The following is a 17,175-nucleotide window of genomic DNA, read 5'->3' as shown; positions in this document are numbered from 1 at the left end:
GTTCAGAACGTTGGGCCGGTTCAGAACGTTGGGCCGGTTCAGACGTTGCGGCGGTACTGTCCCCCGGCCTCGAACAGCGCGTCCGTGATCTGGCCGAGCGAGCAGACGCGGGCCGCCTCCATCAACACCTCGAAGGCGTTGCCATCGGTCATGGCGACGTCCCGCAACCGGGCCAGCGCCACGGGGGCCTCGGCCCGGTTGCGGTCATGGAAGGCGTGCAGGCGGTCGAGCTGGGACCGCTTCTCCTCCTCGGTCCCCCTGGCGAGCTCCACCTTCTTCTCGTGGGGCTCGTCGCCGCGCGGGTTGCGGAAGGTGTTGACACCGATGATGGGCAGCGAGCCGTCGTGCTTGCGCGACTCGTACAGCATCGACTCGTCCTGGATCCTGCCCCGCTGGTAGCCGGTCTCCATGGCGCCCAGCACGCCGCCCCGGTCCGACAGCCGCTCGAACTCCTGCAGCACCGCCTCCTCCACCAGGTCGGTGAGCTCGTCGATGATGAACGAGCCTTGGAGCGGGTTCTCGTTGCGGGCCAGGCCCCATTCGCGGTTGATGATGAGCTGGATCGCCATCGCCCGGCGCACCGAGTCGGCCGACGGCGTGGTCACGGCCTCGTCGAAGGCGTTGGTGTGCAGGCTGTTGCAGTTGTCGTAGATGGCGATCAGCGCCTGCAGCGTGGTGCGGATGTCGTTGAAGTCCATCTCCTGGGCGTGCAGGGACCGGCCCGAGGTCTGGATGTGGTACTTCAGCTTCTGCGAGCGCTCCGCCGCGCCGTACTTCTCCCGCATCGCGACCGCCCAGACGCGGCGGGCCACCCGCCCGAGCACGCTGTACTCGGGGTCCATGCCGTTGGAGAAGAAGAACGACAGGTTCGGCGCGAAGTCGTCGATCCGCATCCCCCTCGCCAGGTACGCCTCCACATAGGTGAAGCCGTTGGCCAGGGTGAAGGCGAGCTGGCTGATCGGATTGGCCCCGGCCTCGGCGATGTGGTAGCCGGAGATCGACACCGAGTAGAAGTTGCGGACGCTGTTCAGGGTGAACCACTGCTGGATGTCGGCCATCATCCGCAGCGAGAACTCCGTGGAGAAGATGCAGGTGTTCTGGCCCTGGTCCTCCTTGAGGATGTCCGCCTGCACGGTCCCCCTGACGGTGGCGAGGGTCCGTGCGCGCAGCTCGCGCTCCTCCTCCGCGGACGGCCGGCGCCCGTGTTCGGCCTCGAACCGGTCGAGGGTCTGGTCGATCGCGGCGTTGAGGAAGAAGGCGAGGATCGTCGGAGCCGGGCCGTTGATCGTCATCGACACCGAGGTGCTGGGGCTCGTCAGGTCGAACCCGTCGTAGAGCACCTTCATGTCGTCCAGCGTCGCGATGGACACGCCGGACGTGCCCACCTTGCCGTAGATGTCGGGCCGCAGATCCGGGTCGTGGCCGTACAGGGTCACCGAGTCGAACGCGGTGGACAGCCTGGTCGCGGGCTGGCCCTCGGACAGCAGCTTGAAGCGCCTGTTGGTGCGGAACGGGTCGCCCTCTCCGGCGAACATCCTGGTGGGGTCCTCGTCGTCCCGCTTGAACGCGAACACCCCGGCGGTGAACGGGAACCGGCCCGGCAGGTTCTCGCCGCGCAGGAACCTGAGGAGCTCGCCGTGGTCGGTGTAGCGGGGCAGGGCCACGCGGGGGATGCGGTTGCCCGAGAGGGTCTCGCGCCAGAGGGGGGTGTGGATCTCCCGGTCGCGTACCTTCACGACCAGCTCGTCGGCGGAGTACTGCTCCCTGGTGGCGGGCCAGTCGTCGAGGAGCGCGCGGCTCTCGTCGCTCAGCTCCCGCTCGGCCCCGGCTGCGAGCTCGGCCAGCCTGTCGTCGGCCGCGCCCTCTGCGCCACTGCCCAGGAGTGCCTGGACGGCCGTGAGCTGCTGGCGGCGACGGGCCACCTCCGCCTGGGCGAGCGTCTCCGCGTGGTAGTCGCGGACGGTCTCGGCGATCTCGGCCAGGTAGCGGACGCGCGCCGGGGGGACGATCGCGGCGGCCACCTGGGACGTACGGCCGCGCACCGGTGCCAGCAGGCCCGGCCCGGCCCGTAGGCCCTTGTCCGCCAGCTGCGCCTTCAGGTGGTGATAGAGCGCCGTGACACCGGCGTCGTTGTAGCGGGCGGCGATCGTGCCGAACACCGGCATGTCGTCGGGCGCCACCCCGAAGGCCGCGCGGTTACGCACCATCTGGCGGCGGACGTCGCGCAGGGCGTCCTCGGCGCCGCGCCGCTCGTACTTGTTGATCACGACGGCCTCGGCGAAGTCGAGCATGTCGATCTTCTCCAGCTGGGAGGCCGCGCCGAACTCCGGGGTCATGACATAGATGGGCACGTCCACATGCGGCACGATCCCGGCGTCGCCCTGCCCGATGCCCGGGGTCTCCACGATGACCAGGTCGTATCCGGCGGCCCGGCAGGCGGCGATCACGTCGTCGAGGCAGACGGGGACCTCGTTGGCGGCGCCCCTCGTGGCCAGCGAGCGGAAGTAGGTCTGGGGGCCGAGGCTGTTCATCCGGATGCGGTCGCCGAGCAGCGCTCCCCCGCCGCGCCTGCGGGTCGGGTCGATCGCGATGATGGCGACGCGCAGCTTGTCGTCGTTGTCCACGCGCAAGCGGTGTACGAGCTCGTCGGTGAGCGAGGACTTCCCGGAACCGCCCGTACCGGTGATGCCGAGCACGGGAGCGCGGTTGTCGCCCGAGCCGGGAGCGGCGCGCAGGCCGTCCAGGAGCTCGGCCGGGGCGCGGCCCGACTCGATCAGGGTGATCGCCCTGGCCAGGGCCGCCTGGTCGCCGGAGCCGACGGCCTCGGCCGAGGGAACGCCGTCCAGCTCGACGTCGCACTCCTCGATCAGCTTGTTGATCATGCCGGGCAGGCCGTACCGCTGGCCGTCCTCCGGCGAGAAGATGCGGGTGACGCCACGGGAGTGCAGCAGGTCGATCTCGTCCTGGACGATGACGCCACCGCCACCGCCGTAGACCTTCACGTGCCCGGCGCCGCGCTCGCGCAGCAGATCCACCAGGTAGGTGAAGAACTCCACGTGACCGCCCTGGTAGGAGCTGATCGCCACACCCTGGACATCCTCCTGGACGGCGGCGGTGACGATCTCGTCCACCGATCGGTTGTGCCCGAGATGGATGACCTCCGCCCCCTGCGACTGGAGGATCCGCCGCATGATGTTGATCGCCGCGTCATGGCCGTCGTACAGCGCCGCGGCGGTCACGAAACGGACAGGGTTCGCCGGAACGTGCACGCCTGATCACTCCTTTGTGAGGGGTCCTATTACAAGATACTAGGACGTCCTACTAAATCCCAAGGTTTCAGGCGGGTAGCGATCCGGCATGCGAACAGGGCCGGGTTCTGGTTTCGGGAGGTTGTCAGCGGCTTGTGCTGGTCAGGGCCGCTCGTACGGATTGCGGCGGGTGGTGGATCGGTGGGCGGCCACGAGTGTTCTGGCCGGAGCGGGAGTCGCGTCCGGGTCGGGCGGACCACCCACCCGGACCGGCTCGGGCGGTGCCTCCGCGTAGCTGGCGGACCTCGTCTTCTTCCCGACGGTCTTCTTCTCGCCGGTCTTCTTCCCGACGGTCTTCTTCTCGATGGCCTTCTTCTCGATGGTCTTCTTCTCGATGGTCTTCTTCTCGACGGCGGCGGCGCGCGTCTCCACCTTGGTGTGGCTGCCGCGACGGCGGCCCGCGAGGCGGAAGGAGACCACGACAGTGGTGAGCACCATCATGGTGAGCAGGGCCAGCGGGGACCCCAGGACGTCCATCGGCGATCCCTGCGACACCGGCTCCGGCTGGCGGGCCAGCGGCTGCTCGGTGGTCCGGATCTCGTTCAGCGTGGCGTTGGCCTTCACCAGGCGGGGTAAGCCGTAGCCCACGACCTTGTCCGTGTCACGGAACTTTCGCTTGAGCCAGACGTGGTCGACGTTGGCCTCGATCGTGTGGATCTTCTTGCCGTCGACCCGCTCGACGATGCCGACGTGGTCGATGCCCTTGTAGCTCTTGCCGCCGCCCCAGTCGAAGAAGACAAGGGCTCCGGGCTCGGGCTGCTGGGACCAGGCGCGCTGCTTCATGAACCAGGACGCGTGCGAGGGGGTCCAGGCGAACTGGCCGACGTAGTCACCGACCCCGGCCTTGTCGGCCGCCCAGGCGATGAACATGTCGCACCACGGCGCGTCCCGGTATTGCGGGTCCTTGACGCGATCCGCGTACCACTGCCCGAACTTGGTGAGCTGGCCGCCCTTCTCGCGGTAGCCGACTTCCCCACGCACCTCTTTCAGCAGATTTTCCGCGATCGGGTCCAGAGCCCACTCCTCCCAGAAAAACCGGCAGATCAGGATGGACTGTAATAGCGGCATCCCGCTTGCGCGCCGAACAATGGGAAAGTGTCAACCTATGAGCCGAAATTTCGGCTATGTGGCTGGTGTGACTCCTGAGGCTCCGTACCAAGGTGAGATCGTTTTCAGGCCCCCGCGCCCACCCGGAAGATCTGCTCGTCGCCCGCGCCCGGCGCCACCACGTCGGCGACGATCACGGTCACGTTGTCGGGTGAGCCGCCCTCGTTGGCCAGGTCGATCAACCGCTGGACGGCCGCCGCCGGGTCTGTCACCGTGGTCAGCACCTCGTGCAGGACCTCGGGCCCGAGCACGGTCGTCAGCCCGTCCGAACAGAGGAGGTAGCGATCATCCGGCTCGGACTCGCGCAGCGCCATGTCGGGCTCCGCCCTGCCCTCGCTGCCCAGCACGCGCAGCACCATCGACCGGCGCGGGTGCACGGCCGCTTGATCCTCTGTTATCCGTCCTTCGTCCACCATGGACTGCACAAGTGTGTGATCCTTGGTCATCTGGTAGAGAGCACCATCGCGCAGCAGGTATCCGCGGGAGTCACCAAGATGAGCAAGGGCGAACCGGTAACCGTCCCACAGCATGGCGGTCACGGTGGTCCCCATCCCCCTGCGCGCGGGGTCGATGTCGGCCAGCTCCACCAGCCTGCGGGCCGCCTCGTGCACGGCGCCCTCCAGGGCCGCCTCCAGGTCCGAGCCCGTCTCGGGAAGCGTGGCATCCAGCTCGCGCATGACCGCGATCGCGGCCGAGCTCGCCAGCTCGCCGGCCGCGTGTCCGCCCATCCCGTCGGCCACCACGAGCAATCGGCCACTCGCGTAGCCGGAATCCTCGTTCTGCTCCCTGCGGCGGCCCACGTCTGATCCGGCGGCATAGCGGATGTTGTGCTTCATACCCAGCAGTAAATCATTGGTTGAAAGACTTCACAAGCAGATGCACTGAAGACTCTTGTGAACTACTGTGGGCTCCATGACCCACGACCCGACCGTGAACGCCGGGGACATAGCCCGGCTCGCCGGTGTCGGGCGGGCCGCGGTGAGCAACTGGCGCCGCCGCCACGACGACTTCCCACTGCCCATCGGCGGCACCGCCAATCAACCGTTGTTCTCGCTGCGCCAGGTCGAGTCATGGTTGCGGCGCTATGGGAAGTCCTACCAGGTCTCGCTGGGTGATCGCGTGTGGCAACGCCTGAAAGCCGCCGGCGATTTGCGGCTGGGCGAGTTGGTCGCGCAGGCCGGTGTGCTGCTGACCACGGGCGATAGCAAGCTGGAGCCCGAGCTGGCCGGGCTGGTGTCCGAGCTGGCCGAGCAGCACGATCCGCTCACCGCCTACGAATTCCTCTGTGAGCGCTACCTGGAGGCGCACTCCAGGCAGCTGTCCGTCACGCGTGACGACGTGGCCGAGCTGATGGTCGGGCTGGTCCGCACCGACGACGCGACGATCCTCGACCCCGCCTGCGGCGTCGGCACGCTCCTGCTCAACTCCGGCGCGGTCAAGGTGCTCGGCCAGGACCTCAGCGAGACCTCGGCGATCATCACCGCCGCGCGGCTGCGGCTGCGCGGCGCCGAGGCGGAGGTCGTGCCCGGCGACTCGATGCGCCACGACGGCTTCGCCGGCGTGAAGGCCGACGCGGTCGTCTGCGACCCGCCGTTCAACGAGCGGGCCTGGGGCTACGAGGAGCTGACCGGCGACCCCCGATGGGAGTACGGCCTGCCGCCGCGCGGGGAGCCGGAGCTGGCCTGGGTCCAGCACTGCCTCACCCATGTCAGGCCCGGCGGCATGGTGGCCGTGCTGATGCCCCCGGCCGCGGCCAGCCGCAAGGCGGGGCGGCGGATCCGGGCCAACCTGCTGCGCGCCGGCGCCCTGCGCGCCGTGATCGCGCTGACGGGCTCCGACCTGTGGCTGCTGCGCCGCCCGGCCGCGGGCGAGCGCCCGCCGTCCGACGTGCTGATCGTCGACGCCACGGCCGATCTGTCCATCGTCGATCCCGCGTGGCGGGCCTACCTCGACGAGCGTTCCGACCAGACCGTACGCATCATCGACCTGCTGGCCGATGAGGTGGACATGACCCCGGCCCGCCACCAGCGCCGCGACGACCTCGGCCGGGCCTTCACCGAGGCGCGCGACCGGTTCCTGGCCGCGGCGGCCACCCCGCCCGATCTCAAGGTGCTCGACGAGCCGCTCGACCAGCCCGTCACCACGGTCGGCGACCTGATCAAGGAGGGTCTGCTGACCACGCTGCAGGCGCCGCCCAAGATGGCGACCGGCGGCGGCGACCTGCCGATGCTCACCGCCGACGACGTGACCGGCGGTGGCGCCGCCTCCGGCCGGGCTCCGGCGCAGCAGGGGCTCGTCCCGATCCAGCCGGGCGACGTGGTGGCGTCCTATTCCAGCGTGCGGGTGATGACCGAGGGCGGCTGCGTGCTCGGCCCGCATCTGACGCTCTACCGGGTCGACGCGCGCCGGCTCGACCCCGATTTCCTGGCCGGCCACCTGCGGGCGGCCGGCGGGCGCGCGACCACCGGCTCCAGCCGCTTCGACGTGCGCCGCACCCGCCTGCCCCGCCTGTCGCTCAAGGACCAGAAGTCCTACGGCGAAGCCTTCCGGCAGCTGGCCGTGCTCGAAGACGCCTTGCGCGAGACCTCGGCCCTCGGCCAGGCGCTGATCCGCCTCGGCCTCGACGGCCTGACCGACGGCCACCTGCGTCCGCAGTCCTGACGGTGTAGCTTTTTCCGGGAAAAGGCGGGGCTGGGAGGGGCAAATGGTCATCGGTGACCGCTATGTGCTCGACCATCTCCCGCTTGGCCAGGGCGGCATGGGCGCCGTCTACGCGGGTCATGATCGTCATCTCGATCGCCGGGTGGCGGTGAAGCTGCTCCACCTGCCGGGCGGCCCCGACGAGGAGCTCGAACGCCGCTTCATCCGCGAAGCCCGCATCCTGGCCCGGCTGGAGCATCCGGGCGCGCCGGTGCTCTACGACTTCGGCGCCCACGAACAGCGTCTCTACCAGGTGATGCAGTTCATCGAGGGCGTCACGGTGGCCGACGTGGTCAGCGAGCACGGCCCGCTGCCCGTGCCGTGGGCCGCCGCCATCGCGGCACAGGCGTGCGCGGTCCTGTCGGCCGCCCACGCCCTGTCGATCTGCCATCGTGACCTCAAGCCGACCAACCTGATGCTCTGCCCCGACGGCAGCGTGAAGGTGCTCGACTTCGGCCTGGCCCTGCTGCGCGACGCCGACGTCACCACGTTCACCAGGATCGGCCAGATACTCGGCACGCCCGCGTACATGGCTCCCGAGCAGATCCAGCACGGGGTCGCCGAGCCGCGCAGCGACCTCTACGCGCTCGGCTGTGTGCTGCACGAGATGCTGACGGGGCGGCAGCTGTTCACCGGGCCGACCGACTACGTGGTCTTCGAGAAGCAGGTCAAGGAGCGGCCGCCCGCGATCCCGGGCCTGCCGGACGCGCTGGGCGCGCTCCTGGCCGGGCTGCTGGAGAAGACGCCGGGCAACCGTCCCGCCGACGCCGACACGCTGTACGAGCGGCTGGAACCGTTCGCCGTCGGGCTGCCGATGCTGCCCGGCTTCCTGGCCAGGTCGCCGAGTCCGGGCCGGATGTACGCGCGGATGGTCGGCCGCGTCCTTAGTGGCTAGCCGAAATCCTCTGCTCGTTCATGGGAACAAATCTGTTAAGTCCCCATACAATCGCCACAAAATGGTTACAGCAGGGAGCGGAGCCCGTTGGCTGATGCCATCTTCGGCGTCCTCGGTCCCGTTCGCGCACGTCACGCGACCGGGCGCCACATCCGTCTGAGCGGCAGGCAGCGCGCCGTCCTGGCCACCGTGCTGCTCAACGTCAACACGACCGTCTCCCGCGACCGCCTCATAGCCGCCGTCTGGGACGACCCGCCCCCGTCCGCCGTGGCCAACCTCCAGACGTACGTGGCCCAGTTGCGCAGGGCGCTGCAGCCGGAGGCCCGGCTGCACACCAGCGGCGCGGGCTACCTCTTCGAGGCCGCGCCCGATGAGCTCGACCTGCTCCTGTTCGAGGACGAGGTACGGCGGGCCCGGGTCGAATCCGACCCCGCGTCGGCCGCCCGGCGGCTGGAACACGCCCTGGCCCTGTGGCGCGGCCGGCCCGCCGAGGACGCCTCGCTGGGCAACGCCATGACCCCCCGGCTGACCGAGCTGGAGGAGCGGCTGGCCGACGTCCGCGCCGACTGGGCCGACCTGCGACTCCAGCTGGGCATGCACGATGAGGTGATCGGCGCGTTACGCGTGTTCGTGGCCGAGCAACCACTGCGCGAGCGGGCCTGGCAGCAGCTCATGCTGGCGCTGGCGCGCTCCGGCCGGCGGGCCGAGGCGCTGGAGACCTACCGGCAGGCCCGCGAGACGCTGGTCACCGAGCTGGGCATCGAGCCAGGACCCGAGCTGCGGCTGCTCCAGGCCGCCGTCCTGTCCGGCACGCCGTCCGCGAACAGACCGGAGCAGCGGGGCGCGATCTGCCAGCTGCCGGCCGACATCGCCGACTTCGTGGGCCGGTCCGAGGAACTGACCGCCATCACCACGCTCCTGCGGCCCGAGATCACGCCCACCGCCCTCCCGATCGTCACCGTCACGGGACCTCCGGGAGTCGGCAAGAGCACCCTGGCCGTACATGCCGCGCACCTGCTGCGCGAGGACTTCCCCGACGGCCAGCTCTACCTGCGGCTCTCCGGCGCCTCGCCGGCGCCGCAGGAGCCCGGCGCGCTGCTGGCGGAGTTGCTGCGGGCCTTGCGCGTCGAGGGCGACTCGATCCCCGACACGGTGGCCGAGCGGGCCGCGCTCTACCGGTCGCTGCTCGCCGACAAGGCCGTGCTCGTGGTGCTCGACGACGCCGCCGACGGGCTCCAGGTGGCGCCACTGCTCCCGGGTACGCCACGCTGCGCCGTACTGGTGACGAGCAGGGGTCCGCTCATCGCCCTGCCCGGCGCGGTCGCGGTCTCTCTGGGCGTGCCACCGGAGCGCGAGGCCCGGGAACTGCTGGAGAGCGTGGCGGGCGGCTCGCGCGTACGGGACGAACCCGACGCGGCGCGAGCCATCCTGCACGCCTGCGGGCGGCTGCCGCTGGCCGTCAGGATCGCCGGCGCCCGCCTGGCCGCCAGGCCCGCCTGGTCGCTGAGGGACCTCGCCGCGCGACTGGCCGTCACCGGAGCGCCGCTCGACGAGCTGGCGCTCGGCGGCCAGAACGTGCGGGCCCACTTCGTGGCGAGTTACGAGGTGCTGTCCGCGCCCGCGCGCCGCGCCTTCCGCCTGCTGGGGCTGGCCGGGCTGGAGAGCGCCGCGGACTGGAGCGTGGCGGCGCTGATGGGCGTACCGCGGCGCGAGGCGGAATCCGCGGTCGAGACGCTGGCGCTGGCCGGGCTGGTCACGGCGAACGAGGTGGACGAGAGCGGCCAGCCCCGTTACCGCATGCACGACCTGCTGCGCGCCTTCGCCCGCGAGCGCGCGGAGGCAGAGGAGAGCCCGGCCGGACGGGCCGCCGCGCTCCTGGGGTTCGTCGAGGAGTGCCTGGCCCGATTACGCGCGGCGGCGCTGGAGTACCCCCCGCCCATGAGGCCGCCCATGGACAGCGTGCCGCCACCCGTGGAGTCCGCGCGGGTGGACGGCGGCTGGCAGCGGGCGTGGCTGCACGCCGAGCGCAAGACGCTGGCCGACGCCGTCGCACTGGCCGAGCCCGTCACCGCCGCCGAACTCGCCCAGCGGCTGGCGCCGTTCCTCGTGGCGCACGGCTTCTTCGCCGAGGCGATCGGCCTGCTGGAGAACGTCGCCGAACGGACCGGCGACACCCATACGACCATGCTGATCCGCCTGGTCAGGGCCGACATCCTCACCGACCGCCGCCGGACCGCGCTCGCCGAGCCCGAGCTGCGACTGCTGATCGACTACTTCGAGGGCGCGGGCGACCGGCACGCGGTCGCGTACGCGCTGGCCACGCTGGCCATCTGCGAGCTGATCTCCGGCCGGCACGAAAGCGCTCTCACGCTCGTCACCCGCTCCTTGCCGCTCTTCGAGGCGTACGGGGACACCAACGGGCTGATCAGCGCGCTGGTCACGACCTCAGGGATCCACCTCGACCGGTCCGAGTACGACCTGGCGATAGCGACCTGCCGGCGCGGCCTGGAGCTGGCGGCCGACCCGCGCTTCGCCGACTTCGCGATCAGGTTCCGCCGCGTGCTCGGCATCGCGCACTTCGAGCTGGGCGAGGTCGAGACCGCGATCGGGCACTACGAGGCGAGCATCGAGGCCAGCCGCGAGCTGGGCTGGGGCACCGGCGAGCGGATGGCGCTGCGCAGGCTCGGCCAGGCGTACTCCGAGCTGGGCCGGTACGAGCTCGCCGCCACGACGCTCGACCGGTGCGCGGCCATGTTCGCTCAGGCGGGCGACGGCCACGGCCAGGGGATGACGTTCTACGCGCGAGGCGAGGTCAGCCTGAAGCAGGGCCGACCCGACGAGGCGCTGCACTACTTCCGGCTCTGTCTCGACCAGGTCGAGGAGCCGATCTGGCGGGCGAGGGCGGCCGAGATGGTCGAGCGCCTGCGCCACGACCCGGCCTGAAAGCGCCGGCTCGGGTACCCAAGGACAGTGCGCTGTGGTAGCGGGGCGTGATCCGCAGGAACGGCCTGTAGATTCCTTCCGTGCTCTCCCACATGGCGAACTTCCTCGCTGAGACGGTGCGGCCGACCGTGGATTCGGTCGGCGTCCGCGCCGAGACGGTGGTGCGGTCGTGAGGCGGCCGACGTTGGAGGCGGTCGCCGCCCGCGCGGGGGTCTCGCGCGCCACCGCGTCCCGGGTCGTCAACGGGCAGACGACGGTGGCGCCGCACATCCGCGACGCCGTCCTGCGCGCCATCGACGAGCTGGGCTACCTGCCCAACCCGGCGGCGCGCAGCCTGGTCACCCAGCGCACCGACTCCGTCGCCTTGGTCGTCTCCGAACCGCCGACCAGGGTGTTCTCCGAGGACCCGCTGTTCGCCACGGCCATCCGCTCGGCCAGCGTCGAGCTGGAGGCGGCCGACAAGCAGGTCGTCCTCATGCTGGCCTCCTCCCCCAAGAGCCATGCGCGAGTGGAGCGCTACATCGCGGGCGGCCACGTGGACGGCGTCATGCTCATCTCCATGCACGGCGCCGACCCCCTCCCCACCGCACTGTCCCGCCTGCGCGTCCCGGTCGTCTCGTACGGCAGACCCGCCGTACCCGTCAACATCCCGTACGTCGACAACGACAACGTCGGCGGCGCCGAGGCGGCGGTCCGCCATCTGGTCGAGGCGGGCAGACGCAGAATCGCCACGATCGCCGGCCCCCAGGACATGATCGGCGGCCAGGACCGCCTCACGGGCTACCGCAACATCCTGCGCGACTCCGACCGCCGCTCCATCGTCGCGGTGGGCGACTTCACCCGGCAGTCCGGCGCGGTGGCCATGCGCCAACTGCTGGGCGACGACCCAAGTCTGGACGCCGTCTTCGTGGCGAACGACCTGATGGCGGTAGGCGCTCTACAGTCACTCCGGTTGGCCGGCCGACGCGTGCCGGACGACGTGGCCGTGGTGGGCTTCGACGACATAGAGGCCGCCAAATACACCGAACCCCCGCTGACCACGGTGCGACACCCGGTGCCCGAACAGGCGGCAGCCATGGTGCGATTGCTGCTGGGCTTGTTCACAGGCGGCTCCGCCGAACCCATCATCCTGCCCACTGAGCTGGTCGTCCGCGAATCCGCCTGAAGGCAATGACCTCCCCTATGGGGCGCTTCGCGCTTTGGGCTTCGGGCTGTGCTGCCGGGGGCTGACGCCCCCCATTTACCAGCAAGGTCCTCGCTCTTCGCTCGGGCTGTCTTCTTGGGGGCTTCGCCATTCGGCGGGGGCCTGCCGGCCCCCGCACCCCCGGCGGTTAACCACTTCCGGGAGGGACTTTGATGACCCATGTCCCGGATGAGGGGCAGGGGCCGCGCTAGACGGCTCAGCGCGGCCCCGCCTCGCCCGGAGACTGCGCTCCACCGGACGTATTGGAGGCGGCCCCGCAGCGTTCCTCCGGTCGCAGCCTTCGGGACTGCGAACCAACGAGTCACGGGGCCACCAACCTGGCCCGCCACGACGGGGGCGACGCGGCGGGCCGGGCAGTTCATGTGCCGAACATGTTGTGTGCTCGGCAGTTGTGCACGAGAGCCGACTGCCAAGCCAGCGTCGCCGCGAGCGCGATCGCGTCCGGCTGCCGGACGCACTGCACAACCCCCGCCGCCACCATTTCGACGGTGACCACCTTGCGCAGCTCGGCTGTCCACCACATCCGGCCGGTCGGGTCGCGCTCGAAGCCGATGTCCCACCCGGGATAGGTGCTGCACAACACCGAGAGCTGGCGGCCTCTCAAATCCTCCAGGACCGCCGCCTGCGCCATGGCGTCTCGGACGCTCTGGCTGGCATCGCGATGGAGCGCGATTAGCTCGTCGTCGGTCATTGCTTTTCCGACCAACCCGCCTTTATCGACTATCAGGCTGCGGTCCTCCGTTGCGTCCCGTTGCACGTGTTCATCACAGCGCTGCTTTGAGCCTCTGCGATAGGTGCGATTGAGGGACACTGAGAGTGGCAAGCATGTCACCCTCTGCAACGAAGGTGCGATGGCATGACCCAAGTCGGAGACGACAGGCTGCCCCCTTGGGCGGCGCGCATTCGCAACGAACGACGCATGCGGGGCTGGTCCCAGAAGCAGCTGGCGGCGCACATGTTCCAAGTGGCCGACAAAGACATTGTGCTGCCCGAATTCGGCTCAGTCCTCCGCCGAATCAAAGATCACGAGGCGGGCAAGAACCGGCCGAAAGACCCGTACCCGATGGTTTATTGCCGGGCGTTCGAGATATCGGAAGCTAAGCTGTTCGAGGCCCCGGAATCTCCGCTGGTTCTGCTCGACGAGAGCGACAACGACTCTGGAGCCGTGACGGTCACCTCACCTGCCCTACCTTGGATTTGGGAACCAGGACCGACAGCGGATGCTATCTACGACATCACCAGAAGCGATCTCATGCTTGACCGCCGCCAAGCCGTAAAGGCACTCGCGATAACAGCGGGCCTCCCGCTTGTGGACCCCGTGCAGCGCTGGCTTTCCAGGACCGGGAGCGAGCCCGTGACGACGTCCCAGAGCGGGCGAATCGGCGCAGACGAGGTCGAACAGCTTGAGAAGAGCACCAACATGTTCCGCACCTGGGACGACTCCCACGGCGGCGGGCACGCCCGTAAGGCCGTGGTCGGCCAACTGAACGAAGTTGCGGACCTCCTTAGGGACCACCATCCGCGCGAGATCACGTTGCGGCTGTTCCACGTGATGGCGCAACTCTCGAAACTCGCCGCGACGATGTCTTGGGACTGCGGTATGCAGACCGCGGCCCAGAAGTACTACACGCTCGGCCTCCAGGCAGCTAAGCCGACCGGGGACCGGCCGTTCGGTGCGAGCATCCTCGCGTCCATGGCCCGCCAACTGCTCTACCTCGAACGGCCGCAGGATGCGCTTGAGCTGGTGCGTCTCGCGCTTGACGGTGTTCGTACCACTGCGACACCGCGACTGCGCGCCATGCTGCACACGCGAGAGGCGTGGGCGTACGCGAAGATGGGCAGGCCCGAGGCTTTCCGTCGTGCGACCGACGCCGCCGAAGTCGCATTCACAGAGATCCGATCGGACGACCCAGATCCGGAATGGATCGCCTACTTTGACGCTGCCGAACTCGCCGGAGTAACCGGCGGTCGCTACCTGGACCTGTCCCAGCAGAAAAGCCAGTATGCGGCCGACGCCCTCACCTACATCAGTCGAGCCTGTCAACTGCGCCAGCGTTCGAGCATGCGCAGCCTCGCCCTCGATCAGGTAGGGCTGGCTTTCGCGCACCTGATCAACGGGGACCTCGATGAGGCCGTCTCCGTAGGCAGCGCCGCGACGGATACAGCCGGACAGGTCCAGTCAGATCGAGTGCGCGTGCAACTCCGCGAGTTCTACCTTGAGGTCAAGACTCGCGATGATCCTGCGGCGGCGGGCCTGAGCCAGCAGATCCGCGACACACTGGCCGCTAGGGATCACCTGACGTGAAGGGTATGGCTATGCGGATCGGCGTGACCGGCCACATGAACCTGACTGAAAGCACGAGTTCCCTCGTGTTCGCAGCGATTCGCGAGCACCTCGCGCAGGTGGGCGACGACCTGACGGGCGTGTCCTGCATCGCTCGCGGCGCCGACTCGCTGTTCGCCGACGCCGTCTTGGCAGCTGGCGGGACACTCGAAGTGGTCCTCCCGTCGCGCGATTACCGACAGGCCAAGGTGAAGGCGGACCACGCCGAGCAGTTCGACCGGCTGATGGACGTCGCGAAGCTGGTCCGCGTCATGGATTTCGATCACGCGAACAGGGGTGCGTACGAGGCGGCCAATGAAGCCATGCTCGGATCTGTGGACGAGATAGTCGCCGTCTGGGATGGCCGGCCGGGGACCGGGGCAGGCGGGACGGCTGAGGCGGTCGCCGAGGCCAGGACGCGCGGGGTGAAGGTGGTCGTGATCTGGCCAGAGGGTGCGGCCCGGGAATAGTGCGAGCGTGGGCCGGAGCCGCCTCGGTCCCGGCGGTGACGAAGGTGAACACATCGAAGGGTCAGTTCCGTTCGCGGCGGAAGTCGGCGGGGGTGCGGCCGTACCAGCGGTGGAAGGCGCGGCGCAGCGCTCGCACGTCGATGTAGCCGACGCGGGCGGCGATCGTGTCGATGGTGAGTCCGGTGTCGCGGAGAAGGCGGGTGGCCTCGGCCTCGCGGACCTTCTCCACCTCCTCGCGCCAGCTGGTGCCCTCCTCGTGCAGCCTGCGCTGAAAGGTGCGGGAGCTCATGGCCATCCGCTTGGCGACCCTGTCGAGCGCCGGCGGTCCGTCTGCGAAGCTCGCGGCGATCTCGGCGTGCACCTTGTCCAGCCAGCCCAGGATCAGCCTGGCGTTGGCGACCGTATGGACAGCATGGTCACGCACGATGGCCGCCAGGGCGGGGTCGGCGCCGGGCAGCGGCGCGGTCGCGTCGGGGGCGGAGAAGGCAACCGATGAGACCGGCGCGTTGAACTGGACGTCCGTCGTACCGTACATGTCGAGGAGATCGCTGCGCGATCGCGGTGGCTCACCGGCGACGGTGATGGCGACGGGCGTGACTGGGCGGCCCAGCGCGGTGCCGGCCTGCTGGATCAGCAGGCCCAGGACGAACTCGCCGATCAGTTCGCCGACGCGGCCGAAGGTGGAGACCGGCCGGGTGGCAACGGTCAGGCGGCCCGCCGGGTCTTGCTGGACGATGAACGCGCTGTGGGGGTCGGTGATGGCGGGAATGTGCTGTGCCGCGAGTTCGAATGCCTCGGTCAGGTCGGTCGAGGACTTGATGACGTAGTCCCAGACGTGGAACCGGCCGGGAGTCCACAGCCGGGCGACCCGGGGGGCACCCCCTGCCTCGGCGAATGCGGCGGAGGAGATCTCCCAGACACGCGTCAGCATCTTCGTCGGCACGCGGATGCCCTCCTGGTCGAGGACACCTACTCCGGGGAGACGCTTGAGCTCCTCCTCAGAGACACCTGCGGTTCTCGCCGCTTCGAGGACAAGACGCACCACATGGGGGGGCATAGACCCTTTTGTCACGCCTAGCACCCTAGGGCCGGCATTGGCGGATTCGGATCCGTTCGTGGCGCGTTCTGGTCTCATCGCTGGCGCACCGCGATCCATACCGTTGTTCACACACGGCGACAAGTGTTCAACGACGACAAGGAGAGCGGAGACATCGTGCCGACCGCGAAGATGATCATCTACCCGGTCAGTGACCTAACCAAGGCCAAAGAGGTGTTCACCCCGCTCATCGGGGTCGAGCCCTACGTGGACGAGGTCTACTACGTCGGCTACCGGACCGGCGATCAGGAGATCGGCTTGAACCCCCGCGGGCATCGGCAGGGTGTGGCGAGACCAGTCTGCTACTGGAAGGTCGAGAACATCCAGCAGACCCTGCGGCGCCTCCTCGCCACCGGGGCCGTTCTGCGGCAGGACGTCACCGACGTCGGCGGCGGCCGCCTGGTGGCCACCATTGCCGATGCCGACGGCAACGACCTCGGCCTCCTGCAGGACCAGTGAGCATCGCGCTCGCGACCAGTCTCACCGGCGAACAAACGCGCCGGGGTGACGTCCCGGGCCCTGCCTGCACATATCACCCAGCACCACATAACAAGGAGTAAGACATGAAGGCACACGTCAGCTCGATCCTTCTTGGCGTCCGGGACATGGACCGGGCCAAGCAGTTCTACACCGAGGGGCTCGGCTGGAAGATCCAGAACGACTACGGCATCTCCGTGTTCTTCGAATCAGACGGAGCCTCGCCCGTCGGCTTCTACGGCCGCAAAGGCCTGGCCGACCAGGTGGGCACGGACCAGGAAGGCAGCGGCTTCAGCGGACTGGTTCTGACCTACGTCGTCCGCAGTGAGACGCGGGTCGACGAGATCATGGCGGAGGCCGAGAAGGCCGGCGCCACGGTCCTCAAGCCCGCCGGCGCTCTGCCTTGGGGTGGGTACGGCGGCTCCTTCGCGGACCCGGACGGCTATATCTGGAGTCTCGGCTACAGCGTCCAAGGAACCGACCAGCCCTACGCGGAGTAGCCGCGATCTTTGTCTCACAGCCGTCCGGGACGGCGGGGCGCGTGCCGCTGCCGTCCCGGACGGGCTGTGCCCCCGGGTGCGGGGAAGCGGGGAGCACTACCGTCCCGGACGGCTGTAACCCCGGGAGCGAGAAGCGGGAGCGGCGATCGGAG

13 protein-coding genes are annotated in these 17,175 nt (G+C 69.3%); 8 read left to right on the top strand and 5 right to left on the bottom strand.

The features are described 5' to 3' along the window. Positions 1 to 38 precede the first annotated feature (38 nt). From icmF to AB0L53_RS25895, 3 genes are all read right to left on the bottom strand, one after another. Positions 39 to 3,269 (bottom strand): fused isobutyryl-CoA mutase/GTPase IcmF, encoded by a 3,231-nt coding sequence (gene icmF, locus AB0L53_RS25905; RefSeq protein WP_363998621.1) that lies wholly within the window; start codon positions 3,267 to 3,269, stop codon positions 39 to 41. A 141-nt stretch (positions 3,270 to 3,410) separates the two neighbouring features. Next, a complete protein-coding gene (locus tag AB0L53_RS25900) occupies positions 3,411 to 4,289 on the bottom strand; it encodes a CHAP domain-containing protein (protein ID WP_363998618.1) in 879 nt (292 codons plus the stop codon). Between the two features lie 191 nt (positions 4,290 to 4,480). Then, on the bottom strand, positions 4,481 to 5,251 hold the full coding sequence (locus AB0L53_RS25895) for a protein phosphatase 2C domain-containing protein (RefSeq protein WP_225290266.1): 771 nt from the start codon (positions 5,249 to 5,251) through the stop codon (positions 4,481 to 4,483). A 76-nt stretch (positions 5,252 to 5,327) separates the two neighbouring features. Between AB0L53_RS25895 and AB0L53_RS25890 the strand changes: the two genes are divergently transcribed. The 4 genes from AB0L53_RS25890 to AB0L53_RS25875 all read left to right on the top strand — a co-directional run bounded on the left by AB0L53_RS25890 (position 5,328) and on the right by AB0L53_RS25875 (position 12,118). Beyond that, positions 5,328 to 7,076: an N-6 DNA methylase gene (locus AB0L53_RS25890; protein ID WP_363998614.1), complete on the top strand. Its 1,749-nt coding sequence runs from the start codon at positions 5,328 to 5,330 to the stop codon at positions 7,074 to 7,076. A gap of 43 nt (positions 7,077 to 7,119) precedes the next feature. Then, positions 7,120 to 8,010, top strand: a complete 891-nt coding sequence (locus AB0L53_RS25885) for a serine/threonine-protein kinase (protein ID WP_363998611.1) — start codon at positions 7,120 to 7,122, stop codon at positions 8,008 to 8,010. 87 nt (positions 8,011 to 8,097) lie between these two features. Then, the gene (locus AB0L53_RS25880; RefSeq protein ID WP_363998608.1) at positions 8,098 to 10,953 is read left to right on the top strand and encodes a BTAD domain-containing putative transcriptional regulator; all 2,856 of its coding nucleotides are present in this window, start codon (positions 8,098 to 8,100) and stop codon (positions 10,951 to 10,953) included. Between the two features lie 169 nt (positions 10,954 to 11,122). Further along, entirely contained in the window at positions 11,123 to 12,118 is a 996-nt protein-coding gene (locus tag AB0L53_RS25875) for a LacI family DNA-binding transcriptional regulator (RefSeq protein WP_363998605.1), read from the top strand. Positions 12,119 to 12,515: 397 nt separating this feature from the next. On the opposite strand, the gene AB0L53_RS25870 is transcribed toward AB0L53_RS25875, so the two are convergent. Continuing rightward, complete coding sequence (locus tag AB0L53_RS25870) at positions 12,516 to 12,848, bottom strand: hypothetical protein (protein ID WP_363998602.1); 333 nt, start codon at positions 12,846 to 12,848, stop codon at positions 12,516 to 12,518. A gap of 165 nt (positions 12,849 to 13,013) precedes the next feature. On the opposite strand from AB0L53_RS25870, the gene AB0L53_RS25865 reads away from it, so the two are divergent. Beyond that, positions 13,014 to 14,462 (top strand): XRE family transcriptional regulator, encoded by a 1,449-nt coding sequence (locus AB0L53_RS25865; RefSeq protein ID WP_363998599.1) that lies wholly within the window; start codon positions 13,014 to 13,016, stop codon positions 14,460 to 14,462. Positions 14,463 to 14,473: 11 nt separating this feature from the next. Continuing rightward, complete coding sequence (locus tag AB0L53_RS25860) at positions 14,474 to 14,950, top strand: hypothetical protein (RefSeq protein WP_357942444.1); 477 nt, start codon at positions 14,474 to 14,476, stop codon at positions 14,948 to 14,950. A 61-nt stretch (positions 14,951 to 15,011) separates the two neighbouring features. On the opposite strand, the gene AB0L53_RS25855 is transcribed toward AB0L53_RS25860, so the two are convergent. Beyond that, the gene (locus AB0L53_RS25855; protein ID WP_363998596.1) at positions 15,012 to 15,995 is read right to left on the bottom strand and encodes a helix-turn-helix domain-containing protein; all 984 of its coding nucleotides are present in this window, start codon (positions 15,993 to 15,995) and stop codon (positions 15,012 to 15,014) included. A gap of 135 nt (positions 15,996 to 16,130) precedes the next feature. On the opposite strand from AB0L53_RS25855, the gene AB0L53_RS25850 reads away from it, so the two are divergent. Both AB0L53_RS25850 and AB0L53_RS25845 read left to right on the top strand, forming a co-directional pair. Then, positions 16,131 to 16,505 (top strand): glyoxalase, encoded by a 375-nt coding sequence (locus AB0L53_RS25850; protein WP_363998593.1) that lies wholly within the window; start codon positions 16,131 to 16,133, stop codon positions 16,503 to 16,505. Positions 16,506 to 16,609: 104 nt separating this feature from the next. Beyond that, positions 16,610 to 17,023, top strand: coding sequence for a VOC family protein (locus AB0L53_RS25845; protein WP_363998590.1), 414 nt, complete (start codon positions 16,610 to 16,612; stop codon positions 17,021 to 17,023). The last annotated feature ends 152 nt before the right edge of the window (positions 17,024 to 17,175 follow it).

This window comes from Nonomuraea sp. NPDC052129 (assembly GCF_040680095.1).
Lineage (GTDB): Bacteria > Actinomycetota > Actinomycetes > Streptosporangiales > Streptosporangiaceae > Nonomuraea.
This window is presented reverse-complemented; position numbering and strand designations above follow the sequence as displayed.

Coding starts and splice junctions, on each gene's coding strand:
- AB0L53_RS25845 (WP_363998590.1), top strand. CDS start 16,610: ATGAAGGCACACGTCAGCTCGATCCTTCTTGGCGTCCGGGACATGGAC.
- AB0L53_RS25870 (WP_363998602.1), bottom strand. CDS start 12,848: ATGACCGACGACGAGCTAATCGCGCTCCATCGCGATGCCAGCCAGAGC.
- AB0L53_RS25895 (WP_225290266.1), bottom strand. CDS start 5,251: ATGAAGCACAACATCCGCTATGCCGCCGGATCAGACGTGGGCCGCCGC.
- AB0L53_RS25890 (WP_363998614.1), top strand. CDS start 5,328: ATGACCCACGACCCGACCGTGAACGCCGGGGACATAGCCCGGCTCGCC.
- AB0L53_RS25860 (WP_357942444.1), top strand. CDS start 14,474: ATGCGGATCGGCGTGACCGGCCACATGAACCTGACTGAAAGCACGAGT.
- AB0L53_RS25865 (WP_363998599.1), top strand. CDS start 13,014: ATGACCCAAGTCGGAGACGACAGGCTGCCCCCTTGGGCGGCGCGCATT.
- AB0L53_RS25885 (WP_363998611.1), top strand. CDS start 7,120: ATGGTCATCGGTGACCGCTATGTGCTCGACCATCTCCCGCTTGGCCAG.